The organism is Acinetobacter sp. Marseille-Q1618 (genome assembly GCF_902809855.1).
Lineage (GTDB): Bacteria > Pseudomonadota > Gammaproteobacteria > Pseudomonadales > Moraxellaceae > Acinetobacter.
This window is the reverse complement of record NZ_CADDWJ010000002.1, coordinates 574,808-600,396: the sequence shown is the minus strand read 5'-3', so window position 1 is coordinate 600,396 and position 25,589 is coordinate 574,808. Positions and strand designations below refer to the sequence as shown.

Sequence of the window (25,589 nt, the reverse complement as noted above, 5' to 3'; positions counted from 1 at the left end):
GTAAAGAACAGTATTATTTTTCAGAAAGCACACCCCAACGTTTATCTAAAATCAACGCTTGATCTTTATAACGTGGAATAATGTGAATATGAAAATGTTCAGTATGCTCATCACCAAAGACATCACCATCATTAAATGCGATATGGAAACCTTCAGGTTGATGGCGAATTTTGAGTTCATTTCGAGCCAGTTCTAATAGTGATGATAAGCTTTTGCGCTCTTTATTAGAAACATCAAAAAAAGAAGTGACATGACGTAGAGGAATGACAACTGAATGTCCTTTAGACAGAGGATCAAGCTCAGGTAAAATTACACCGAAATCATTTTTATCAATGATATCGTATTCGTCAAAATTACAATATGGGCAGTTAAGTTCAGTCATGTGAGTATCCTCTTAAAATCATCTGATCTCTTTATCTCTATAGAGTTAATGTCCGAGTTGACGTTCTAATAATGCATACATGGCAGCTAAGCTTTGTTGTTCTGCTTCGGGGTTATATCCCAAATCAACATCATATTCTTTAGCTCTTTGATCTGCCAAGACATTACTAAAACCATGTTTAGCATCTTTAAAAACAATCACTTCATGTTTGATCTGTGCAGCGGTCATTTCTTGTTTAAAACTTTCAATTGCGTCTAAAGACAACATGCTGTCTTTTTCACCATGCAAAATAAGTAATTCTGCTTGAATATTTTCAGCATCATTTTCCACACGAGGAGAAACGTTGGCAGCATGAAAAGTTGCAACTGCTCTTAATGGTGCACCTGTACGCGCAAGGTCTAAAACGACTTTGCCGCCATAACAAAAGCCAATCGCTGCTAAACGATTTTCATCCACTTCAGCTTGTGTCGCTAATGTTGCTAAAGCGGCTTGCGCACGATCAACGATAGTATTAGCATTTTGAAATGTTTGCGTCATCCATTCATTTGCTTGAGGAACGTTCGTGGTGGTTTTTTTATCACCATACATATCAATAGCAAATGCAGCATAACCGTGTTCTGCAAGCTCACGTGCACGTTGCTCTGTATATGCATTACGTCCCCACCATTCAGGGGCAACGATCACACCTGCGACTGGTGCATCAGAAACAGGACTTGCAAAATAACCAATCAATGTTGTTCCGTCTTTGGCTTGATAAGAAATTTCACGTGTTGTAATCGCCATTGTCATGCCATAAATCCTTATATAATTATGAGAATGCTTTGATTAAAGCATAGTTTTTTTATTTTAAAATGACTTTAGCCACAATAATTTGCATAGAAATGTGAGAAATTATTATTCTTAATACTCAGCAGTATAGATAGATTTTATTGCTGGAATAATCACATGATCGTGATTCGTATCAAAGAGTTTCAGCGTTGCAAAAAATGTAAATAAAAAATTTTATAAAAAGCCTGCAAATTAGCAATAAAAAAAGAAGGAATATTCCTTCTTTTTCTACAATATTACATAGAATAATCTAGGCTCGTCCACGTGAGATAAATCCCACGATTGCCAAAATAACAGCAACAACAAGTAAGATCACTGCGAAGTCTTTTGAGAGTCCTGCAACACCACCGAAACCTAAAAGACTTGCGATAAGTGCGATGACTGCAAAGATGATAGCCCAACGAAACATATTATTTTCTCCATGTTTTTATATTGTTCGGTTATCAGTATAGGAATATACAAATTGTTGGAATAGCTGCATTTTGTTGCAGAGGTATAAAATGTTATTAGTTTAAGTAAATGATTTGTAATTTAAAAATGTAAAATAATTCTCATTTAAAAATGTTATGATTCATCTGAAAATCACAGTTTAACGATAAATATGCCTGATCAATTACGTCCTGAATTTTGGAAAAAATATACATTAAGCGAGCTGAATCCTAGTGAATGGGAAGCATTATGTGATGGCTGCGGTTTATGTTGTTTGATCAAATTAGAAGATGATGAAACCAATGAAGTGGCGTATACCAAAGTGGCGTGTAAGCTACTCGATTGTCAGACTGCACAATGTTCCGACTATCCCAATCGTATGCAGCATGTTCCTGATTGTATTCAACTTACCCCTGAAAAATTAGAACACATTTATTGGTTGCCTTCGAGTTGTGCTTATCAACGTTTGAAAGAAGGTAAAAAACTACCTGCTTGGCATTATTTAAATACAGGTTCAAGACAGAACATTATAAAAGCGAAAAAATCTGCGGCTGGGCGTTGTATCTCAGAAACTGAAGTGGATGAGGAAGAAATTGATGAATATATTGTACGTTGGGTAAGATAGTTATTGATAATGATTATTAAACTCAATTAAAATAAAAGCATTATACCGATGAGTTTTGCAGATGTTCAGCTTATATGATCAGAAAAAAATTCTAAGAATTGGTTTACTTTTTAGTCTTATTTTTACTGCAAATGTAGCGCTGTATGCTCAGCCAAACTTACAGCCATTGGGTGAAAATATTGCAGATCAAGGTTCAGCATATTATCAATTTAAAATTAAAAAGTTTTATTCTACAGATCAAAAAACAACCTATAAAGTCTGGCTTGGTATTCCTAAACAGCTGACCTCGAAAGCATATGCTGCCATTTTTATGTTAGATGGTAATACTGTTATGGCACGTTTAAATGATGATATTTTGAAAGATTTATCACATGATCATGCACCTGTTTTGGTGGCGATAGGTTATGACACCCATTTACCTTTTGAAACGAAAGCGAGAGCATTGGATTATACGCCTGCACATAGAACAGGAAAGATACAGCCCGATCCACGGAATCCTGAACGTTTGACAGGTGGCAGTACACAGTTTCGTGAGCTAATTTTAAAACAAATAAAACCTTGGGTGAGTCAACAAATTCAAATAGATTCTCAACGGACAGCATTGTGGGGTCATTCATATGGTGGTTTATTTGTTCTAGATAGTTTTATACAGGACGCTGCCTTTAGTCATTATTTTGCAGCCAGTCCTTCACTGTCTTGGGCAGAGCAACGTATCTTAAAAAGCTTAGAACAAACACCTAGTCATATACTAAAAAATAAAAAATTAGTGATCATGGAAGGCGATATTTCAACAGAAATAGGGCAAAAGCAAAGTCAGAATTTTGATGTCAATATGATTGAAAATAACCGCCAACTAACTCGAATGTTGGATAGGAAAAAAGCCCAAACGAAATTAATACTTTATCCAAATCTTAGTCATGGAGAAGTTTTTCAAGCATCCTTGATGGATGTGTTATATAACCGTTTATTTTAAAATAAAGTATTTATAATCAAAATAAGTCATCTACTTTTTGTATTTGGGTAAAATATGCACCGATAAAATATGTATGATTTTATAATTTAAAACAGAAGATCATATAAGTTACCATCATCATTTTTTGTAGCCCAATTTGAATTTTATCGACAATCTATTAATCCATAGTAGACTATAGACAGTGCTTATTTTGTAAAAACAACTATGTCAGACACCCATATTCCTTTACCTGAACGCCTTCGTCCTCGTGATTTGTCTGAAATTATTGGACAAGATCATTTATTGGGAGAACAAGCACCTTTACGCCAAATGATTGATCAGGGACACTTGCCTTCAATTATTTTTTGGGGACCGCCAGGTGTTGGGAAAACTACGATTGCATTGTTGTTGGCGCAAGCGGTAGATCGACCTTTTGTCAGTTTATCTGCATTAAATACTGGAGTGAAAGAGCTGCGTGATGTGATTGCACAAAGTGGTGATTTACTTACTCCTGTGGTTTTTATTGATGAGATTCATCGTTTTAATAAATCTCAGCAGGATGCATTACTGAATGCAGTTGAAAAAGGCAAAATTACTTTAATTGGTGCAACGACTGAAAATCCCTCTTTTGAGGTAAATAGCGCACTGCTGTCACGCTGCCAAGTCTATACCTTAAATGCGTTAAGCGATGAAGCGATTCAAACTTTAATCAAAAATGCGCTTCAACAAGATCAATTTTTAAAAGACCGTTATATTCAAATCGAAGAATATGATGCTTTGATTCAGTTTGCAGCAGGCGATGCACGTAAGGCACTCAATTTAATCGATTTAGTGGCAAGTACCTTTGAGCCTGAAGTTGAAAATTTTGTTAATAATGCTGTTGTGGTGAAAGTTGCGCAGCAAAATATTGCCCGTTATGACAAATCAGGTGAGCAACATTATGATTTAGTTTCGGCTTTTATTAAGTCGATCCGGGGCAGTGATCCTGATGCAACACTGTACTGGATGGCTCGTATGCTTAAAGGTGGTGAAGACCCCGTATTTATTGCACGTCGTATGCTAATAGCTGCATCTGAAGATATTGGAAATTCAAACCCAAATGCATTATTGCTTGCTGGTGAATGTTTTCGTTCAGTACAAGCTGTGGGCATGCCAGAATGTCGAATTATTTTGGGGCAATGTGCAGTTTATTTAGCGACCAGTGCCAAGAGTAATAGTACTTATTTAGCGATTAATAAAGCACTTGAACTCGCTGAAAAAACGTCAAACTTAGCTGTGCCTTTACATTTAAGAAATGCACCAACCAAGCTGATGAAAGAACAAGGTTATGGCGTAGATTATCTGTATCCGCATAATTATCCTGAGCATTTTGTGTTACAAGACTATATGCCGCCTGAGCTAAAAGGTACAAAATTATATGAATCTGCACGTAATAAGCGTGAAGTCGAAGGTGAGCGTTTACAACAAAGACGTTGGCAGCAAAATCAGCAACAACAGTGATGGTTTTTGGAATTTGATGAGTTAAATTTGATAATTTCCCATTAAATTATTATAAAAAATTCTAACTTATGGAAAGTTCGGTAAAATAAGATGGTTTTTGTGGTAGGTATATTTTAGAAGACATCGCAACTTTGATCGGCATACACAAAAAAGAATATTTAATCTCTTGTGCTGTTCGGAATAAAAGATGATAGTAACTAGTATTTAAATTATAAAAAAGATGTTTTTATAATTTAAATTTGTTTGTTTAGCTTATTGATGGTTTGTATTTTGAGTAAATATGATATTTAAGCAATTGATTAAATAAAACTTTGGATAAGTAATGTCTAAAATAAAAATTACACAAATCAACCTAGAACCTTTTGAATATTTAGAATATTTCACTATTCCTCATGCTATTTTAACTGCACAAAAATTTCAGCTTCCGATTTATCAAGGCGAAGTTGAAGGCTTGTCTCATTCGATTGATTCAATGGTTGTAACTTCAGATTTGCAAGGAATTTGTCATTTTGAACATCAACATTCAGAGCTTTTAGGTGTAGTTTTAGCTGAAATTTTGCCCTCAATGTATGACATTTATTTCCCTGATTTAAAGATTCAAAAATCATGGGCATTTTTATGTGGTGATTTATATGCCAATCTTGAAAAACGAGGGAGCAGTGGTAATCCAATACAAGTCTGGCAGGATTTTTCGAAACATTTTCAACATGTGATTGGAATCGCAGGGAATCATGATGATTTTGGGCAAGATTTAGATCAGCTTCAAAAGATTGAAAATATACATTTTTTAGAGAGCGACATTATCCAATTAGATGGGATCAAAATCGCTGGATTAAGTGGCGTCATTGGACGTATAGATAAAAATTTTCGACGTTCAGAGTCTGATTATTTAAAAATATTGGAAAGATTTCTAAAACAAAAGCCTGATATTACTTTAACCCATTTATCCCCATATTTTGAAGAATATAATTTTTTAGGTGAAGTTCAGCTTACAAATTTATTGGAAAAATACAGTGAAAATTTATTATTTTGTGGGCATTCGCACTGGGAGACATCACAGGCGATTACTTTAAAAAATGCAACACAGGTTTTAAATGTTGATACTAAGGTATTTATTTTAATCAATAAAAATAGGAACTATCAAAAATGAATGAAAAAACAAATTTGTATTTAACGATTTACCAAGATATTCAAGACGCTTGTGCAGAACTCAAACAAGAGATATTAGGGCAACATTTACAAATAATTGGGCTGGGCTTAGTTGAGGATTTATGCGGTTATTTTGTGGTGGGGATGACGCTCGAAGAATTTAGTCAATTTGATCAAGAACTGATTTGGTTTATTTCTGAATGGAGTATAGGGGCTAGTCCAAATAATCATGTCCATCAACAAATTCAAAGATTATATGAACAATTGGGTGAGGAATATACGGAAGAACAGTATATTGAGCTTCGACAACATTACCAAAATACAATTATGCAAGTATTACAAGATTTAAGAAAAGAAGGAAAACTACAAAATCAGCAAGGCGATGAAATGATTTTTATCCTTCAATATGCAGATGCTTTTGATGAAGATTTTGAAGATGTTAGTTTTGAACAAATCAATTTAAAAGAATATGTACCGTTATTTGCAAATCGATTTAAACGAGAATCTCGTGAAAATTTATATGATTATTTATTGGAAAAATTCAGAACAATCAAAAATTGAAACATAAAAAACCGAGCATTCAAACTCGGTTTTTTTGAAGAATTAGAATCTAAAAATTAGATATCCGAAAGGTCTACACCGATACGTGCAGCAACTTCTTCATAAGCTTCAACCACACCACCTAAACCTTGACGGAAACGGTCTTTGTCGAGTTTTTTCTTGGTGTCTTTATCCCATAAACGGCAACCGTCTGGAGAGAATTCATCGCCAAGTACGATGCGGTCATGGAACACACCAAATTCAAGTTTAAAGTCAACAAGTAGCATGTTGCCTTGTGCAAACAAATCTTTAAGCACGACATTCACTTTTTGAGTGAGTTCTTTCATTTGTGCCAATTGCTCAGCAGTCGCCCAACCTAAAGCAATCGCTTGAGATTCGTTCACCATTGGATCGCCTAAACCATCATCTTTGAAGAACAATTCAAAAGTTGGTGGAACAAGCTCTAAACCTTCTTCAACACCTAAACGGCGACATAATGAACCCGCTGCATAGTTACGTATTACGCATTCTACAGGGATCATTTTTAATTTTTTAACCAAAACTTCAGTTGGTGAAAGCAATTTTTCAAAATGCGTTTCAATACCAGCTGCAGCCAATTTTTCCATGATAAAGGCGTTAAAACGGTTATTCACCTTACCTTTACGATCTAGTTGCTCTATTTTTTCACCGTTGAATGCCGACGCATCATCACGGAAAACTAGAATTAGATGATCTGCGCTATCTGTTTCATAAACGGATTTCGCTTTACCAGTATAGAGCAAGGTTTGTTTTAACATGGGGGAACCTTTTGCAAAAAAAAATTGCCTAGAACGACTAGGCTGGCCAGTTTTGATATATCTGGGTCAATACTTCAGCAGCTTTCTCTTTGTCTGCAAAAGTATTGTTTGCATTAAACAAAGCAATGGTATTGCTTGAACCCACTGAGTTAAGTTTTAAAACATAGGTGGTATTGTCAAGTTTGAATGTCACCTCAGTCACATTTTTACTTTCACCCACAACGTTGTAATTTAAACTACTCAATGTGGCTAATGCATACTGCCAAATTATAGCAGAATCTCCATCAACTTTGAGCAATGGATTGCCATTTCCATCGGTTAAAAGTTGTGGGCGACCTGCGCTTGCAGATGCATTATTATTACTTTGTTGAACAGAATTTGCTTGCGTAGACTCTGGACGAGGTACGTCATAGCGGTTGCCACGCTTATTTTCAAATTTAGGTGCATGTTGAATCGCAAGCGGGTCAACCACAGGAGCAGGATATAATGGCGTTGCTGGTCTAACAGTTGCGCCTTCAGGATATTTAAGCTGCTCTACATCAGTTGTATTTTTATAATCCAAAGAACCATTTTTGATTCCAAGTGAACTACAACCCGCTAAGCTCAAAGCTGAAAGGGCAAGGGTTAAACCAAAACGTAATCGCATAATACTAAGCTCTTATTAAATGACACCCGCTGCTTTGAGTTCTTCACGCAGAGGAGTGCGGTATTGTTCTGCAAGCGGAGTTAATGGTAGGCGGATACCTGTACCAATTAATCCCATTTCATGTAATGCCCATTTCACTGGAATTGGGTTCGATTCACAAAATAGAATATTGTTTAATTTTGCAACTTGTGTATCTTTTGCTTTTGCTTCGTCCATCTGACCTGCAATTGCAGCAGCACACAATTCGCTCATGATTTTTGGTGCAACATTGGCTGTAACAGAGATATTACCTTTTGCACCTACTGCAATAAGGTCACATGCTGTTGCGTCATCACCTGAATACACCACCATGTCTTTGCCTTGTAGACCATCAATCAGTTCTTTACCACGAGGGACATCACCAGTTGCGTCTTTAATCGCCACAATATGCGGAATATCCGCTAAACGAATCACAGTTTCATTTTGCATATCTACACCTGTACGACCTGGTACATTATACAAAATAATAGGTAAATCAACAGCTTCAGCTACAGCTTTGTAATGTTGATATAAGCCTTCTTGTGTGGGTTTATTATAATAAGGCGTCACTAACAGGGCTGCATCTGCACCGAGTTGTTTTGCTTCTTTGGTGAGCTCAATCGCTTCGTGTGTTGAGTTTGCACCAGTACCGGCAATAATGGGGATACGTTTATTGGCAACACGGATAATTTCTTTAATTACTTCTGTGTGTTCTGCCATGCTAAGAGTAGAGGCTTCGCCAGTTGTACCAACTGCCACAATACTATTAGTGCCTTGTTCTATGTGCCACTCAACGAGCTTCTCGAGACCCTTCCAATCTACGCTGCCATCTTCTAACATTGGGGTGACGATTGCGACAATTGAGCCTTGAATCTGTGCTTGCTGAGTCATTTTGAAAAAATATCCTATGTGTCCACCCGCATATACTGATTTAAAAATAAGATCGGGATGGTTGCAGTATTTTGATTTGAGCAAAATACAATCATGCTTTGAGATTGAGTAATGCTTATGCAAATTATGACTGATTCAGCGATTGAGAACAATATGCTTTAGTCAAAGCAATGAAAAACTTTATAAAAAGCAACAAATACAACACATGTGAGTTTGTCATTGTTGCATGTTTAAAATGATGCCGTTTTTTATCATTTATACATATTATAAAAAACTAAAAAATTCAATTTGAAAACGACATGAGGAGTAAATGTTGTGATTGAGGTTGTATTTTAAGATGAAATACTGATTGTATAAGATGATTTTTGACTTAAACCTGCTTTTAAAAAGATTATAACTACGTCTAATGCAGACTGTGAGTGATCGTTTTCAGCTATAGATTATGTATAGGTGGGTTATTACCACATGAGAATCTATTAAAAATTATGCAGTAATTCTTGAGTGAAATAGTTGGTTTTTTAATCAAGTTATTGTTTTTATGACTATATAAGTTTTTAAATAAAGCAGACTATTTAAAATTTTTAGTTTGTTGCTACTGCATTTTCTAACACTTATTGCTAGTTATTGCATCTGTGCTTGTAGGGGATGATGCGATCTTCATGATCCAGCAGCATCTATACAAGGATTTTCAAAGATGGATATATCGGTTAGGCAACAGGATAAAAAACATTCGACAGTTACGGTACTGATTTGTTTTTTAATTGCAGTAATTGAGGGTTTAGATATTCAGGCAGCAGGGATTGCGGCAGCAGGGATTCGTGAGCATTTTGGCTTAGACAGCTCTCAGTTGGGCGTGTTTTTTAGTGCAGGCATTTTGGGACTATTGCCCGGTGCTTTAATGGGTGGTCGTTTTGCTGATCGGATTGGTCGCAAAAAAGTCCTGATCTGGTCAACGGCTGTATTTGCGATTTTTACTTTATGTACGGTATGGGTGAATAGCTTTCAAAGTTTATTGGTCGTGCGCTTTTTAGCGGGTGCAGGCTTAGGTGCTGCAATGCCGATTTTGATCACTTTAGCATCAGAAGCGGTTTCACCTGCAAATCGTGGTCGAGCAGTGGGTTTGATGTATTGTGGTATGCCCGTGGGTGCAGCGATTTTGTCTTTGGTGGCAAGTACCAGTTTTGGTGCTGAATGGAAAAATATTTTTTATTTGGGTGGTTTGTTGCCTATCATTGTTATTCCAATCATGGTTTTATTTTTACCAGAGTCTAAGGAATATTTAAAAGCACAAGAAAAAGTAGGTACAACTGCCACAGAACCACAAGCATCCTTTAAAGATTTATTTAATACACAAAACCTAGCACGTACGGTGCTGATCTGGGTGAGTTACTTCTTTACCTTGATGGTGGTTTACATCATGTTGAGTTGGTTACCTTCACTATTTACTGAACTAGGTTTCACTCGTAAAGAAGGCGCAACGGCACAGTTTTATTTCATGGTAAGTGCAACTGTTGGTACAGTGATTTTAGGGATGTTAACGGATCGTTGGAAAAAAGCCTATGTCATTATTTTAATGTATGGGGGTATTTTAGCCGGTTTATTTGCACTCAATATGGCAAGTTCACTCACACAAATGTACTTGGCTTCTGCATTGGTGGGTGCTTTCGTGATCGGTTGTCAAGGCGTGTTATATGCTTTTGGAAGTATCGTCTATCCAACTGAAGTACGTGGGACGGGTGTGGGTATGGCTTCGGCAGTTGGGCGTATTGGTGCGATGTTAGGGCCAACCATAGCAGGTCAGTTACTCGCAGCAGGCTTTGGTGCAGCAGGGGTAATTTCAGCAGCGATTCCATGCATTGTGATTTCAGCAATTTTTATGTTGATTTTAATTCGTCGTTTACAAACTGCTTAATTAAAATGATGCTTTGATCTGAATAAAACTCGCAGTCATGCGAGTTTTTTTTATTGATCAATGTTGTCGGATATACTTCTAAAATTTCCCTCTTTTAAAAAAGGTGAGGAACATGTTCCGTAAGGGGAAGGATTTAAAAATATCAGTTATTTGCTGAGCACAGCCCTATTTTATTGAAAATTTAAATGAATTTGCATAGGCAATGTCTTTGGTGTTCACTAAATACAGAATGTTATATGCTCATTTTCAAGAATAAGCTTATTTTACAGCTTGGTTTAAATTGCTTAAAAATGTGGTGGGATTGCAATACACGCTCATTTTGACGATATGTTAAAGTGGCATGAAACAGGATTTTTAAGATAACGATGATGCAAAAAAATTCAGTACTGATTGTGGTTGATGTACAAAATGGGTTCACTACGGGTGGAAACCTTGCTGTTGCCAATGCTGAACAAATTATTCCTTTGATTAATCAACTTATTTTAAAGTTTAAGAATGTGGTTTTGACACAAGATTGGCATCCTCATAATCATATTTCTTTTGCTGAAAATCATGTCAATAAAAAAGCCTATGACACCATCCAAGTGGATTATGGCACACAAGTTTTATGGCCAAGTCATTGTGTACAAGGCACACAGGATGCAGATTTTCATCCTGATTTAGATATTACGACTGCCCAATTGATTATCCGCAAAGGTGTTGACTCTCAGATTGATAGTTATTCTGCTTTTATGGAAGCAGATGGTAAAACAACAACAGGTTTGGCAGGTTATTTAAAAGAGCGTGGTATTGAGACGGTTTATATCGTGGGTATTGCAACTGATTTTTGTGTGGCATGGTCGGCAATAGATGCTGCAAAATTAGGTTTTGACACTTATGTAATTTCGGATGCAACCAAAGCGATTGATTTACATGGCTCATTGCAACATGCATGGCAAGAGATGTTGGCGAATGGGGTAAAGCGGACAGTAGCTTCACATATTTTACAGACTAAACAAGATTAAAACTGAAAAATTATTAATTCCATTTTTACGATAAAGTGCGATGATGCGTTGTTGCTGACGGCGTTCAATATTTTTTTATTGAATCTGTTGGCTTGGCAGTTGAAAAGACCATGAATTAGGGATGATTTTGATGACAGCATTTTTGCGCTTTACCCAATTTATTCAAAAAACTTTTGCCTTATGGGTGGTGCTTTTTGCAGGTATTGCGATGTTGGCACCTGACGCTTTTGTTTGGTTAAAAGCCTATATCACATGGATGCTTGGCATCATCATGTTTGGTATGGGCATGACCATGACTGTCAATGATTTCAAAGGGGTATTACAAAGTCCCAAAGCAGTCGGCATCGGTGTGTTGGCTCAGTTTATCGTGATGCCGAGTTTGGCTTATATCTTATGTAAACTTTTTCAGTTACCTGCTGAAATTGCCATTGGGGTGATTTTAGTTGGATGTTGTCCAGGTGGTACGGCTTCTAATGTGATTACCTACATGGCAAAAGGCAATACGGCTTTGTCTGTGGCATGTACCTCAGTATCGACTTTGCTTGCACCTGTATTAACACCTGCAATCTTTTATCTATTGGCAAGTCAATGGTTACAGATCGATGCTGCATCCATGTTTATATCTATTTTACAAGTGGTGTTAGTTCCGATCATTTTAGGGCTTATTACACGTTCATTATTAAAACAAAAAGTAGAGCAATATATCCAAGTGATGCCTTTGATTTCTGTGGTAGCGATTGTGGCAATCGTGGCAGCAATTATTGCGGGCAGTAAAGCTGCGATTTTAGAATCTGGGGCTTTGATTTTAGCGGTAGTGATTTTACATAATGGTTTGGGATATTTGCTCGGTTTTTGGGCAAGTCGCTTCTTTCAACTGCCTTATGCAGACAGTAAAGCCGTTGCAATCGAAGTAGGAATGCAAAATTCTGGTTTAGGTGTTGCACTGGCTGCAGTACATTTTGCTGCATCACCCGTTACGGCTGTGCCAAGTGCGATTTTTAGTTTATGGCACAATATTTCAGGTCCAGCTTTGGCAAGCTATTGGGCTGCCAAAGCCGATAAAACACTATCAATAAAAAATTAGTTAGAGCCTGAACACTGTGATTTTAAGCGTGAATTTTAAAGTAAAAAACTGATCCTTACTCGAAAAACATATTAAATATCAATGTTTACCCCAAGCTGAAAACCTCGACCTGGTAAGGGCGCAATGTATTTTAACATTGAGTTTTGTGGTCGGGCTTCTTCATTTAGTAAGTTGCTCCCATTTAAGAAAAAGTTAACATTGGCATTTTGTAGTTTGACTTTTTTACTTAATGAAAGATCCATTAAATTGTAAGCAGGTAACGGCTCTTCAGGGTTGATATTTTTACCCAAATATTGCGCTTTTGCATAATAAATGTTGGATAATCTTGCGGACCAATCGGCATGGTTCCACTCTAGATTTGCGCCATAACGGTTGGTGGGCATATTGGAAAAATAGAGACCATCATTGTTTGAGTGTTCCGCAGATTTGTCGATATGGTTTTTAACCAAATCTGCAAAGGCATTCATTTTTAATTTTCCAAACTTTTCTAAATCCCAAACATAGCTTGCATCAATCTCAAAGCCATTGATTTGTGTATTATTTTCTGTCCAATATTTTAAAGGAATACGATTACCAGAAGTAGTAATCCCTGAATTAGTTAAGTATTTAAAATCATCAAATTTGGTTTGATAAATTGTCCCTGTTAGCTGTGCTTGAGCAATATGAAAAATAGTTGATAATTCTATGTTTTTTGCACGTTCTTTGTTAAGGTTTTGATTACCTTCTTCTTGTAACATTTCTGAATAATGAATGTTACTGGCATATAATTCATTAATATCAGGTGCACGCTCTGAGTCACTATATTTTAGAACAACATCTAAATATTCAGTCGGACGTAAGCTTAAACTTGCAAAATAGCTATTTAAATCAAAATCATGATCTTGTAGCTGAGTGTTTTTAGCATTACGTGAAAGTTTAAACTTGTCTGCATTGACTTGATGATCTACGGTTTCAAAACGATAACCTGCATTGATTCCCCAACGATCAAAATTTAAATCCTGCATTAAAAAAATCGCTGTTCGATCCGTTTGAACATCTGGTAAATAACGTTGTGAACCTGAGCCTATGATATCACGTTGATTAAAGTTAAAACCTAGCGTTCCTTTAAGATGCTGCGAGGCAGAATGATGCAACAATAACTCTGCGGCATTGCTCTCAAACTTATAGGTATTCACTTTAGATGCACCTAAAAACTCACTTGAACTGTAATTTTGTTTAGATGCACTGAACTGCACATCATCTAAAATCGAAAAATTTACAGGTAAATTTGCCATAAGTGTATATTTATTTTGTTCATTTTCAACACTGACGGGTTTGGTTTTATAAACATTTTGAAAAGTCAAATTATCTAATGAAAAGCCCGGTACGCCATAATCTACGGTTTTTCGGTCAAAACTTATGCCGATTGCACCGCCATTGTCTAAGAAATACGTTGTACCAATGGCTAAATTGTCATTATTTAAATGACTATTCCCAAGCTTTTTATCATAATTTGGGGTGACATCTTTACTGATTTTATCTTCTACAAACTCTGCTGTGTTGGGTTTGTAATCTGGATTAGGGGTATTGTGGTAAGTTTTTCCTCGCTTATTAGTGGTAGCTTCATGTGTATATTTAAACTGTTCTAAGCCATCATAATTATCCCAAAAAATGGAAGGGTCTTGTTCTATTTGTGCTAAAACATAATTATTCATATAAGGTTGATGCGATTTATTATAATTTTTTTCCACTCGCGCTTCTTTTTGACAGCTGTCTGCTAAAGAACTGTTAATCCCACCTGTTGGATAAAAAATTCCTGTTTCACAAATACCGGCTTTACTTCGCCCCGGAATCTTATAAGAAGACATTTCTTGACGAGAAAATTGAATATTGGTACTTAAATTTTTCTGATTATTAAAATTAAGCTTAATGCCTTTTACATCAGGCATATTAAAGCCCTTTTTATAAGCGAGTTGTAAATTATGATCTTTTTCTTCTAATTTTTGAGACAGAATACCTGTATCAATATCGACACTTCCACCCAAAGCATGTCCACCATAACGTACGGCATTTGAAGATTTATGAATGGTGATTTTTTCTGTGAAAAGGGGACTGAAAGGTGTGCTGATATTGCCACTAAAACTATTCATACCATTGAGCTGTTGTCCATTTTCATAAATACCAACTCGGTTACCACTCAAACTTCGAATGACAGGATTTCCTGCATTTGGACCAAAAGCGCTGCTTTGCACACCTGAAACGTGTTGGAGGGCATCGCCAATCGTTGTGGCAGATTGGATATGTTGTTGTCCCACTTCAGCCGTGTTTGCTGATAATTTTTTTTGAGTTGCACTTAAAACGACAGGTTCTAACGTCGTGACCTGATTTTCATTGGCAAATACAGTAGGAATAGACATGATCAGCGCAATACACAGGCTTAGCTTTTTGCGGTTCATATATTTTATTACTCAATTAAATGTAATGTTATAACATTTCATATGTTATGTGTATAAATGTGAATTTTCAATGAAAAATTCTTGATATAATTTTCCAAATCCGATTTTATTTTGAAATTATAGATATTAATTAAAAATAATTTATTGACTTATATGTTTAAAATTTATAAAAAGCTGCTGTATTTTTATTGAGTGTTTGTAGAAAGTTGTTGAATAAACTGCTGTTCGGTCATCACCTCAAAACCATGTTGTTGTAACAAAGCGGTCGTGACACCCATACCTTGAATTTTTTCTCCCGTAAATGAGCCATCATAAATAAAATCTGAACCACAAGAAGGGCTATTTGATTTTAAAATAACATGGCTAACTTGGTGATGTTGTGCCAATGCCAAAGTACACTGAGCGCCGCATATAAATTCTGCACTGACATCTTGCCCGAGCGAAGTGATGACTTGAGCCTTTCCAGCCAAAACATCAAAACCGTTACCACCTCGAATTTCTGCGGCTAAACGTGGTGTGGATAAACCGCCTGAAACCTCAGGACAAATACAAACAGCATGTCGTTGTTCGATTAGTTGTTTTAAGGCGAGATGCAAACAGTTTTTTGCATCATAACGGACATTTTCACCCACTAGACAGGCACTGATTAAGTATTTCATAGAGTATTTATTATATTTCACTTAAAAATAAAAGTTAATAATAGAGATCGCAATACTATTCATTTTATTGCAAAAAATATTGGTTATATTTTAATGAGAAATATTTAAAAGAAACAACTATATTATTTCTAAAAACAGTTTTTAGAAATAATAAAATCTAGATATTTTAATAAATCTGATCAGAAACTATTAATAGTTTTTAATTTATACGTTTTAATTTATTTAAAAACCTTACTTTTAGTTATAAAATATTCATTAGGTGTAATTAATAAACATATGTTTTTTATGATCTTTATCACATTTTTTATAATAAGTGAATATTGGTTTTATAAAGTCTAATAAATATTTAAACTTTGGGTTTTATTTTAATCAATTTATGATTTAATCGGTGAGATTTTACTGAATTTATTTTTAAATTGATAATTATGATATTGATTTGGATGTGAGTGCTTGTCAGCTAAACTGTTTGCAACATTGCGCTGTAATCAGAAAAGTATTTTTATTTTTAGATGAGTATGCAATATGACATCGAAAAATTTTGATTAAGTATTACAGAGAATCCAATATTATTTCTAGGTACAGTTTACACATGTGTAAAGCGAAATATTTCACATTTTCTCTTAAAAAAATGAGTATTTATATTGGGCTAAGTCTGAGTTTAAACAGTATCGTTTATGCAGAAACTCAGTCGGGTTATTTCAAAGATATTCAACAAAATATTGGCAATCTAATTCGTCCTAAAACCGATGAATCTTTTAGTAAGGTGCAATTCAGTCAGTTGTCTAATTTCCAAGTTCAGCCTGATCCGCTTTATCAGCAATTACCTGTAGTTGGTGTAAGTTCTGATGCTGAGAATGTTGGTTTAAATAGCTCTTATTATTTAACTGAAGTGCATAGCCGCTTAAGTTTACAAGAAGCAGTACAGATTGCAGTGAAACGTAATCCTACTATTTCTCAGGTATTGGCAAATTTAGCGGCACAAAATGCCAATATTGATGTAGCGAAAGCACAGTATTATCCGCAGTTAAAAGCAGGTTTAAATACAGGTGACTTTACTTCGAGTGATCGGGGGCGTCAGTTATATACCATTGAAGCCAACCAGTTACTTTATGATTTTGGTAAAGTAAAATCGAGCGTTGATACACAGAAAAATAAATTAGAAGCTGAACAAGCCAATGTTTTGTTAAATATTGATGAGATTGCAACGCAAACCGCACGTTCGATTATCGCTGTATTACGCTATCGGGTATTGTTGAATATTGCACAAGATCAGGTTAAAGGTGTAAGCCGTTTACATGAAATTGCTCGTTTGCGTTCGGATGCAGGAATTAGTAGCTATGCCGATCCTGTGCAAGCACAAAGTTATGTCGAATATGCAAAAACCTATTTATTAACACAGCAAAATAAATTGCGCCAAGAAGAACAAAAATTAAAAACTTTATTAGGTTTTGATGTCAGTCGTACAGATTTTATTATTCATGATGAATTTTTAAAGAAATCAGATCTTTATAATGCTCCACAGTTAAATACTATTCCTAGTATGATTGCAGCACAAGCTGAAATTGAAATTGCCAAAAGTCAGAAAAAACAAACAGAACTCAGTCGTTATCCAACGGTTTCATTAACTGCCTCTTTAAATCAGGCATTGAATGGTAAAAATCCAAGCACAGGAAAACAAGACGATACCGATAGTTCGATTGGTATCTCGATGACGAGTAATTTTTATCAAGGAGGAGCTGTCAGCTCTCAGATTCGTTCTGCTGCTTATGCAGAGCAAGCTGCTCGTTCTAAGCTGAATGCAACTTATTTAAATATTATGGATTCTAGCCAAATTGCGCGTGAAAATATTGAAAATATGGACAAGCAAATTTGGGTGTTAATTGACCGTGAACGTTCAACAGCAAAAACTCGTGAGCTATATGAAGAACAATACAAATTGGGCAAACGTTCGATTTTAGATTTGTTGAGTTCTGAACAGTCTTTCCATAGTTCTCGGGCTGAACGTGAATCTGCTCGCTACGATATTTATGACACACTTGCAATGTATATCAATGTGATGGGTAAGAGTCGAGATATTTACCAACTTAATAATACGAAAATTCAAGGGTTTGAAGTACAGCAATGAACCAGACACTCAATTATCAACCTTGGCTACAAGCCCTATTAACGGTTGCCCAACATTATCGTATTCAGCCCTCAGAAGAGCAGATACGCCTACAATTGGATTGGAATAAGTATCAGAATATTGATGATTTATTGCAAATCGTCACCAAACAATTGGGTTTAAATTATCGCCGTGCTGATTTTTCAAAAGATGTACTGAATCCTTGGCGTTTACCTGTGGTCATTGAGTTTAAAGATGGTCAAGTCGCTGTGATTGAAAAGGTCGATCAGCGAGGTAATGCTAGTTTACAACTTAGTGGTGATCAAGGTTTATCTCAGACATTTACGTTAAAAGCACTACAGGAAAATGCGAAACAGATTTTTATTTTTCGCCCTGAAAGTTCCATTCCTGATGCTCGTGTAGATGAGTACATTAAACCTTATGAGCAAAGTTGGTTTTGGAACATCGTATTAAAAGATTGGAAGCGTTATACCGATATTATGGTGGCTTCCATGGTCGCAAATATTTTGGCGTTAGCGACTATTGTCTTTTCGATGCAAGTATATGACCGTGTAGTGCCTTCGCAGTCGATTCCAACTTTATGGGTATTGGCAGGTGGTGTACTGATTGCGGCTATTTTCGAATTTACCTTGCGTGTTGCACGCGTGTATTTATCGGACATTATTGGTAAACGTGCTGATTTAAAAATTTCAGATCGGGTTTTTGGGCATGCCTTACGTATTCGGAATAAAGATCGTTCTAAATCTACGGGTTCTTTTATTTCACAGATTCGTGAATTAGAAGGTGTGCGTGAGTTGGTGACTTCGACCACCATCAGTGCAATGGCAGATTTACCTTTCTTCTTCTTGTTCCTTGCAATTTTTTGGATTATCGGCGGTAACCTATTTTGGGTTATGTTATTTGTCGTTCCTCTCATGATTATTCCAGGTTTTATGGCGCAGAAAAAGCTTGCACAACTTGCACAAGAAGGTATGCGTGAAGGTGCTATTCGAAATGCAATTTTAGTTGAAGCGGTACAAGGGATTGAAGATATTAAATTATTACGTGCCGAAGCAAGATTTCAAAATCAGTGGAATCACATGAATGAAGTGTCTGCTGACATTAGTATGCGTCAACGTAAAATCACAGGTTGGCTCAATGCGTGGACGCAGAAAATTCAAGGTTTAGCCTATGCGATTGTAGTATTGGTTGGCTGTTTTGCGGTGATGAAAGGGGATATGACCACTGGTGCATTGGTGGCATGTTCAATTTTATCATCACGTATGCTTGCCCCGATTGCACAAATTACAGGGGTGTTAGGACGTTGGCAGCAAGCCAAAGTGGCAAAACAGGGTTTGGATGAACTCATGAAAAAACCTGTTGATCGACCTGATCGTGCGCAACTGATTCATCGTAAAGTGATTTTAGGTGATTATGAGTTTAAAGGGGTTATGTTTAAATATACTGAAGATGATGCTCGTCCATTTTTGGTGATTCCTCAGCTCAAAATCAATGCAGGTGAGAAAATTGCGATTTTAGGTCGTAATGGTGCAGGGAAATCAACTTTATTGCAGCTGTTAGCGGGTATGCAAATTCCTGAGCAAGGCAAAATCAGCCTTGATGGGATAGATCAATCGTTGATTGATCCTGATGATATTCGCCGTGATATGACGTTGTTGAATCAAAATGCGAAACTTTTTTACGGTACGATTCGTGAAAACTTAACTTTGGGCGCACCATTAGCCACTGATCAAGACATCCTAAATGCTTTAAAAATTACCAATGCACTCGACATTGTAGAACAGAAAAAAGAAGGTTTAGATCATATTGTCCTAGAAGGTGGAACAGGCTTTTCAGGTGGCCAACGCCAGTCTTTGCTATTAACCCGTTCTATTTTACGTAATCCAAATATTTTATTGCTTGATGAGCCTACAGCAGCATTGGATGATGTGTCTGAACGTAGTTTGATTGAACATTTAAAACAATGGGCAGCACATCGTACTTTGATTGTGGCGACCCATCGTCCTGCTGTATTGCAGTTGGTCGATCGTATTATTGTGATTCATGATGGAAAAATTGTGAAAGATGGACCTCGTGATGAAATTTTGAATCTTCGTCAAAATAATGCAGGAGGAACTTCAGCATGAGTTCACCACAATTGCCTGAAAAATCAGAACAAGAAACCCTTAATCCGTTAAAACGATCAAGTAATCCCTCAGCTTTGAGATTTTCAGAACCACCTTTGCCAAAAGTAAGTTTTGTGATTTGGATTGTGGCGATAGGCTTGGCTGCTTTTATTGTTTGGGCATGTATGTTTAAACTCGAAGAAGTTTCAACAGGTACAGGTAAAGTAATCCCCTCATCGAAAGAGCAAACTATTCAATCTTTGGATGGTGGTGTAGTAACCAAGCTTGAAGTCAAAGAAGGTGATATTGTTGAAAAAGGGCAAATTCTTGCCCAAATTGACCCCACCCGTTTTGAATCACAAGTTGGCGAAAGTCTAAGTAAATTACGTGCGATGCAGGCAACGGCAGCACGTTTAGAAGCTGAAGTGAACGGCACACGTCTTAGTTTTCCAAAAGAAGTGCGTGATATTCCAAACTTAGTCAGTGAAGAAACAGCACTCTATACCTCTAGACGTTCAAATTTAGAGGAGTCGATTGCAGGCTTAGGTCATGCTTTGTCTTTGGTAAAAAATGAATTACAGATGACAGAACCTTTGGTTGCAAAAGGTGCAGCATCAGAAGTGGAAGTATTGCGCTTAAAACGTGATATTAATAATTTTGAAAATCAAATCAATGACAAGCGTAATGATTATTACGTGAAAGCTCGTGAAGAGCTTGCTAAAGCTAATGCTGATATTAAGTCATTACAGCAAGTGGTGACAGGACGTAATGACTCGGTGAAACGTTCAGTGTTCTATGCACCTGTGCGTGGTGTGGTGAAAGAGCTTGCTATTACCACCATCGGTGGAGTCATTCCACAAAATGGTAAACTCATGACCTTAGTTCCTTTAGATGAAAAATTACTGATTGAAGCTCGTATTTCACCACGTGATATCGCCTTTATCCATCCTGGACAAGCAGCACTCGTGAAAATCACAGCTTATGATTATTCAATTTATGGTGGGTTAGATGGAAAAGTGGTGGTAATTTCTCCTGATACGATTCGTGATGAAGTCAAACAAGATCAATTTTATTATAGAGTGTATATTCGTACTGATGCAGATAAATTGGTCAATAAAGCAAGACAAAATTTTGCTATTACACCAGGTATGGTGGCAACCGTTGATATTCGTACAGGTCAAAAAACGATTATGGAATATTTGTTAAAACCATTTAATAAAGCCCAAGAAGCGCTTAGAGAAAGATAAATAGAGTATTTTATTGGAATTAAAAGCCAGTATTTAATACTGGCTTTTTTTGATTTATTCAATATATGGCTTAAATAGAAAATGCAATTTAAATTATATTCATTATAATTAAAGAATCACACAATAGTAAATATGATTGTTTTAATTTTATTTTTGTAAATTTGTGATTTGTTTCATGTATTTATTTTAGGAGAATAAATGTAAAAATTGCAAAAATAATATTTAGTATTATTTTTAAGAGTTTTTAATTAATCTAATAGTATTGATTTTATAAGGGTTTATGTGGTGTTAATATATTGATAATAAAAAGATTAATTAATAATAATGTTTGTTTTTAAGTTTTTAATATATAAAGTTTTTTTAAAAAAAATTAATATTAATTTTTTTTTAATTGTTTATTAATTTTTATTAAATCAGTATTTTTTTTGTGTGATTTTAAAATAAAAATATTGTGCTAGTATTTTAAATAATTTTTTTAATCAGTGCTTGGCTGATAACGGTGATTATAAAATGATGAATATATCAATGGTATCTAAACATACATGGAATTCAATTGATGTTGTAAATCCAAGTTTTTCTATAAATGAGTCTTCTGTAATTGTATTAAAATATCGTAAAGAAGAAATACAGAATATCGAAAAAAATGGTAATCATTTAATTGTTACTTTAAAAAACGGTGAAGTAATTCAAATTGAAAACTTCTTTGTTTTAGATAATAGTTTAGTTCTAGAAAATAATAATGAGTTACTTTGGGTACAATTTAATGATTTAAATCATGTTGCATTAGATACTATTAATTATGTTGGTCTTGAGCACATTGAACCTTTGCTATACGAGGATGCAACAGGAGTGTTGCCTTTTGCAGCAGGTGTGGCTGGTGCAATTGCTACAGGAGCATGGATTACAAACAACTTTTTAGATCATGAGAAAAATTATAACAATCAAGATACGACTGCTCCAGATGCACCCAAAGATGTGGTGATCAGTGCAGACGGCACAACGGTGACAGGAAAAGCTGAAGTAGGCGCTATAGTTGAGATCAAAGACAAAGATGGAAATGTTCTAGGTTTAGGCACAGCCGATCAAGATGGTAACTTTACTGTCGAATTAGATCACCCCCTCACCAATGGTGAAAAGGTAGATGTTACAGCTAAAGACCCCTCAGGTAATGTATCGGATAAAACAGAAGTTACAGCACCTGACACGACAGCCCCAGATGCACCAACAGATGTGGTGATCAGCGAAGATGGTTCAAGTGTGGTAGGTAAAGCAGAAGCGGGCGCTACAGTTGAAATTAAAGACAAAGATGGGAATGTTCTAGGCTCAGCTATAGCCGATCAAGATGGTAATTTTACTGTCGAATTAGATAATCCCCTCACCAATGGTGAAAAGGTAGATGTTACAGCTAAAGACCCCTCAGGTAATGTATCGGATAAAATAGAAGTTACAGCACCTGATGTGAATGGTTCAACCGGTGAAACTGGCGCTACCGGTGAAACGGGATCAACCGGTGAAACTGGCGCTACAGGCGAGACGGGATCAACTGGTGAAACAGGATCTACCGGTGAAACTGGCGCTACAGGCGAGACGGGATCAACTGGTGAAACAGGATCTACCGGTGAAACGGGATCTACCGGCGAGACTGGATCAACTGGTGAAACGGGATCTACCGGCGAGACTGGATCAACTGGTGAAACGGGATCAACTGGTGAAACTGGCGCTACAGGCGAGACTGGATCAACTGGTGAAACAGGATCAACTGGTGAAACTGGCGCTACCGGCGAGACTGGCGCTACAGGCGAAACGGGATCTACTGGTGAAACTGGCGCTATAGGCGAGACGGGATCTACTGGTGAAACTGGATCAACTGGTGAAACTGGATCAACTGGTGAAACTGGATCAACTGGTGAAACGGGATCAACTGGTGAAACTGGAGCTACTGGTGAAACTGGATCTACTGGTGAAACTGGAGCTACTGGTGAAACTGGATCAACTGGTGAAACTGGATCTACTGGTGAAACGGGATCAACTGGTGAAACTGGAGCTACTGGTGAAACTGGATCAACCGGCGAAACTGGCGCTACCGGCGAAACGGGATCTACCGGTGAAACAGGATCAACCGGCGAAACGGGATCAACCGGCGAAACGGGATCAACTGGTGAAACGGGATCAACTGGTGAAACTGGATCTACTGGTGAAACTGGATCAACTGGTGAAACGGGATCAACTGGTGAAACTGGAGCTACTGGTGAAACTGGATCAACTGGTGAAACTGGATCTACTGGTGAAACGGGATCAACTGGTGAAACTGGAGCTACTGGTGAAACTGGATCAACTGGTGAAACTGGAGCTACTGGTGAAACTGGATCTACTGGTGAAACGGGATCAACTGGTGAAACTGGAGCTACTGGTGAAACTGGATCTACTGGTGAAACTGGAGCTACCGGCGAAACGGGATCTACCGGTGAAACAGGATCTACAGGTGAAACTGGATCTACAGGCGAAACGGGATCAACTGGCGAGACTGGAGCTACTGGTGAAACTGGATCTACAGGTGAAACTGGATCTACAGGTGAAACTGGATCTACAGGCGAGACTGGATCTACTGGTGAAACTGGATCAACTGGTGAAACTGGATCTACTGGTGAAACGGGATCAACTGGTGAAACAGGATCAACCGGCGAAACGGGATCAACCGGCGAAACGGGATCAACTGGTGAAACTGGATCAACTGGTGAAACTGGATCTACTGGTGAAACTGGAGCTACTGGTGAAACTGGATCAACCGGCGAAACTGGCGCTACCGGCGAAACGGGATTTACCGGTGAAACAGGATCTACAGGTGAAACTGGATCTACAGGCGAAACGGGATCTACAGGCGAAACTGGATCTACCGGTGAAACCGGATTTACTGGTGAAACTGGATCTACTGGCGAGACTGGATCTACTGGTGAAACAGGATCTACAGGTGAAACGGGATCTACAGGCGAAACTGGATCTACTGGTGAAACTGGAGCTACTGGTGAAACGGGATCAACTGGTGAAACTGGAGCTACTGGCGAAACTGGATCTACTGGTGAGACTGGATCTACAGGTGAAACCGGATCTACTGGTGAAACGGGATCAACTGGCGAGACTGGATCTACTGGTGAAACAGGATCTACAGGTGAAACGGGATCTACAGGCGAAACTGGATCTACTGGTGAAACTGGATCAACCGGCGAAACTGGCGCTACCGGTGAAACTGGAGCTACTGGTGAAACGGGATCAACTGGTGAAACTGGAGCTACTGGCGAAACTGGATCTACTGGTGAGACTGGATCTACAGGTGAAACTGGATCTACCGGTGAAACAGGATCTACCGGTGAAACGGGATCAACAAGTGATGTAATTGATCATATAGCTTTGGCACAAGGCGAAGACAGCAACACTGATGGTAAAATCAATAAAGAAGAACTTGGCACAGATCAAAGTGTCAAAGTTGATATTGCTTTAGGTACAGATGCCAAAGTGGGGGATGTGATCACCGTCAATGGCAAAGATCACAGCTTAACGCAAGCAGAACTTGATGCAGGCAAACTCAGCGTTGATGTCGTTGTAAAAGAAGGCAAAAACACGATTCAAGTCAGCCACACCGATGCAGAAGGTAATGTTAATGAAAGCAGCTTAACTGTCACGGTAGATACGATTGCAGCAAATGTTGTTGCAGATGTGAGCTTGGCACAAGGCGAAGACAGCAACACTGATGGCAAGATCAATAAAGAAGAACTTGGCACAGATCAAAGTGTCAAAGTTGATATTGCTTTAGGTACAGATGCCAAAGTGGGGGATGTGATCACCGTCAATGGCAAAGATCACAGCTTAACGCAAGCAGAACTTGATGCAGGCAAACTCAGCGTTGATGTCGTTGTACAAGAAGGCAAAAACACGATTCAAGTCAGCCACACCGATGCAGAAGGTAATGTTAATCAAAGCAGCTTAACTGTCACGGTAGATACGATTGCAGCAAATGTTGTTGCAGATGTGAGCTTGGCACAAGGCGAAGACAGCAACACTGATGGCAAGATCAATAAAGAAGAACTTGGCACAGATCAAAGTGTCAAAGTTGATATTGCTTTAGGTACAGATGCCAAAGTGGGGGATGTGATCACCGTCAATGGCAAAGATCACAACTTAACGCAAACAGAACTTGATGCAGGCAAACTCAGCGTTGATGTCGTTGTACAAGAAGGCAAAAACACGGTTCAAGTCAGCCACACCG

20 protein-coding genes and 1 pseudogene are annotated in these 25,589 nt (G+C 37.3%); 12 read left to right on the top strand and 9 right to left on the bottom strand.

Annotation, left to right across the window (positions count from 1 at the left end):
* Nucleotides 1-13 precede the first annotated feature (13 nt).
* From HUS24_RS10060 to HUS24_RS10050, 3 genes are all read right to left on the bottom strand, one after another.
* On the bottom strand, nucleotides 14-382 hold the full coding sequence (locus HUS24_RS10060; protein WP_173911897.1) for an HIT family protein: 369 nt from the start codon (nucleotides 380-382) through the stop codon (nucleotides 14-16).
* 45 nt (nucleotides 383-427) lie between these two features.
* A complete protein-coding gene (locus HUS24_RS10055; protein ID WP_173911896.1) occupies nucleotides 428-1,171 on the bottom strand; it encodes a dienelactone hydrolase family protein in 744 nt (247 codons plus the stop codon).
* Nucleotides 1,172-1,460: 289 nt separating this feature from the next.
* Nucleotides 1,461-1,619, bottom strand: a complete 159-nt coding sequence (locus HUS24_RS10050) for a DUF1328 domain-containing protein (RefSeq protein ID WP_121974221.1) — start codon at nucleotides 1,617-1,619, stop codon at nucleotides 1,461-1,463.
* A gap of 192 nt (nucleotides 1,620-1,811) precedes the next feature.
* On the opposite strand from HUS24_RS10050, the gene HUS24_RS10045 reads away from it, so the two are divergent.
* From HUS24_RS10045 to HUS24_RS10025, 5 genes are all read left to right on the top strand, one after another.
* Nucleotides 1,812-2,264 carry a YcgN family cysteine cluster protein gene (locus HUS24_RS10045; protein ID WP_173911895.1) on the top strand — a complete coding sequence of 151 codons (453 nt, stop codon included), beginning with the start codon at nucleotides 1,812-1,814 and terminating at the stop codon, nucleotides 2,262-2,264.
* A gap of 61 nt (nucleotides 2,265-2,325) precedes the next feature.
* On the top strand, nucleotides 2,326-3,237 hold the full coding sequence (locus tag HUS24_RS10040; protein ID WP_173911894.1) for an alpha/beta hydrolase: 912 nt from the start codon (nucleotides 2,326-2,328) through the stop codon (nucleotides 3,235-3,237).
* A 204-nt stretch (nucleotides 3,238-3,441) separates the two neighbouring features.
* Entirely contained in the window at nucleotides 3,442-4,716 is a 1,275-nt protein-coding gene (locus HUS24_RS10035; RefSeq protein WP_173911893.1) for a replication-associated recombination protein A, read from the top strand.
* A 322-nt stretch (nucleotides 4,717-5,038) separates the two neighbouring features.
* Complete coding sequence (locus HUS24_RS10030; RefSeq protein WP_173911892.1) at nucleotides 5,039-5,866, top strand: metallophosphoesterase; 828 nt, start codon at nucleotides 5,039-5,041, stop codon at nucleotides 5,864-5,866.
* A complete protein-coding gene (locus tag HUS24_RS10025) occupies nucleotides 5,863-6,426 on the top strand; it encodes a DUF4303 domain-containing protein (protein WP_173911891.1) in 564 nt (187 codons plus the stop codon). The genes HUS24_RS10030 and HUS24_RS10025 overlap by 4 nt, the downstream gene beginning before the upstream one ends.
* Before the next feature lie 56 nt (nucleotides 6,427-6,482).
* On the opposite strand, the gene purC is transcribed toward HUS24_RS10025, so the two are convergent.
* From purC to dapA, 3 genes are read right to left on the bottom strand one after another with little or no spacing between them, the layout of a single operon-like run.
* Nucleotides 6,483-7,202: a phosphoribosylaminoimidazolesuccinocarboxamide synthase gene (gene purC, locus HUS24_RS10020; RefSeq protein ID WP_173911890.1), complete on the bottom strand. Its 720-nt coding sequence runs from the start codon at nucleotides 7,200-7,202 to the stop codon at nucleotides 6,483-6,485.
* A gap of 37 nt (nucleotides 7,203-7,239) precedes the next feature.
* Nucleotides 7,240-7,848, bottom strand: a complete 609-nt coding sequence (locus HUS24_RS10015; RefSeq protein WP_173911889.1) for a lipoprotein-34 precursor (NlpB) — start codon at nucleotides 7,846-7,848, stop codon at nucleotides 7,240-7,242.
* Between the two features lie 15 nt (nucleotides 7,849-7,863).
* Nucleotides 7,864-8,757 carry a 4-hydroxy-tetrahydrodipicolinate synthase gene (dapA, locus tag HUS24_RS10010; RefSeq protein ID WP_173911888.1) on the bottom strand — a complete coding sequence of 298 codons (894 nt, stop codon included), beginning with the start codon at nucleotides 8,755-8,757 and terminating at the stop codon, nucleotides 7,864-7,866.
* A gap of 694 nt (nucleotides 8,758-9,451) precedes the next feature.
* Between dapA and mhpT the strand changes: the two genes are divergently transcribed.
* From mhpT to HUS24_RS09995, 3 genes are all read left to right on the top strand, one after another.
* Nucleotides 9,452-10,669 carry a 3-(3-hydroxy-phenyl)propionate transporter MhpT gene (gene mhpT, locus HUS24_RS10005; protein ID WP_173911887.1) on the top strand — a complete coding sequence of 406 codons (1,218 nt, stop codon included), beginning with the start codon at nucleotides 9,452-9,454 and terminating at the stop codon, nucleotides 10,667-10,669.
* Nucleotides 10,670-11,037: 368 nt separating this feature from the next.
* Nucleotides 11,038-11,673, top strand: a complete 636-nt coding sequence (gene pncA, locus HUS24_RS10000; RefSeq protein ID WP_173912539.1) for a bifunctional nicotinamidase/pyrazinamidase — start codon at nucleotides 11,038-11,040, stop codon at nucleotides 11,671-11,673.
* Between the two features lie 130 nt (nucleotides 11,674-11,803).
* Nucleotides 11,804-12,757 (top strand): bile acid:sodium symporter family protein, encoded by a 954-nt coding sequence (locus HUS24_RS09995; RefSeq protein WP_173911886.1) that lies wholly within the window; start codon nucleotides 11,804-11,806, stop codon nucleotides 12,755-12,757.
* Between the two features lie 71 nt (nucleotides 12,758-12,828).
* Here HUS24_RS09995 and HUS24_RS09990 read toward each other — a convergent pair whose 3' ends face one another.
* Entirely contained in the window at nucleotides 12,829-15,153 is a 2,325-nt protein-coding gene (locus tag HUS24_RS09990; protein ID WP_254433845.1) for a TonB-dependent receptor, read from the bottom strand.
* A gap of 224 nt (nucleotides 15,154-15,377) precedes the next feature.
* Nucleotides 15,378-15,851 (bottom strand): DUF523 domain-containing protein, encoded by a 474-nt coding sequence (locus HUS24_RS09985; protein ID WP_173911884.1) that lies wholly within the window; start codon nucleotides 15,849-15,851, stop codon nucleotides 15,378-15,380.
* Nucleotides 15,852-16,479: 628 nt separating this feature from the next.
* Between HUS24_RS09985 and HUS24_RS09980 the strand changes: the two genes are divergently transcribed.
* The 4 genes and pseudogenes from HUS24_RS09980 to HUS24_RS17160 all read left to right on the top strand — a co-directional run.
* The gene (locus HUS24_RS09980; RefSeq protein ID WP_254433844.1) at nucleotides 16,480-17,976 is read left to right on the top strand and encodes a TolC family protein; all 1,497 of its coding nucleotides are present in this window, start codon (nucleotides 16,480-16,482) and stop codon (nucleotides 17,974-17,976) included.
* Complete coding sequence (locus tag HUS24_RS09975; protein ID WP_173911882.1) at nucleotides 17,973-20,102, top strand: type I secretion system permease/ATPase; 2,130 nt, start codon at nucleotides 17,973-17,975, stop codon at nucleotides 20,100-20,102. Before HUS24_RS09980 ends, HUS24_RS09975 begins: the two co-directional genes overlap by 4 nt.
* Nucleotides 20,099-21,328, top strand: coding sequence for an HlyD family type I secretion periplasmic adaptor subunit (locus HUS24_RS09970; RefSeq protein ID WP_173911881.1), 1,230 nt, complete (start codon nucleotides 20,099-20,101; stop codon nucleotides 21,326-21,328). Before HUS24_RS09975 ends, HUS24_RS09970 begins: the two co-directional genes overlap by 4 nt.
* Nucleotides 21,329-21,838: 510 nt before the next feature.
* Nucleotides 21,839-22,774, top strand: a pseudogene (locus HUS24_RS17160) (Ig-like domain-containing protein); the annotation flags it as partial.
* Here HUS24_RS17160 and HUS24_RS17155 read toward each other — a convergent pair.
* Entirely contained in the window at nucleotides 22,666-24,720 is a 2,055-nt protein-coding gene (locus tag HUS24_RS17155; protein WP_173912538.1) for a DUF4573 domain-containing protein, read from the bottom strand. The pseudogene HUS24_RS17160 and the gene HUS24_RS17155 sit on opposite strands and share 109 nt — an antisense overlap.
* Nucleotides 24,721-25,589 lie beyond the last annotated feature (869 nt).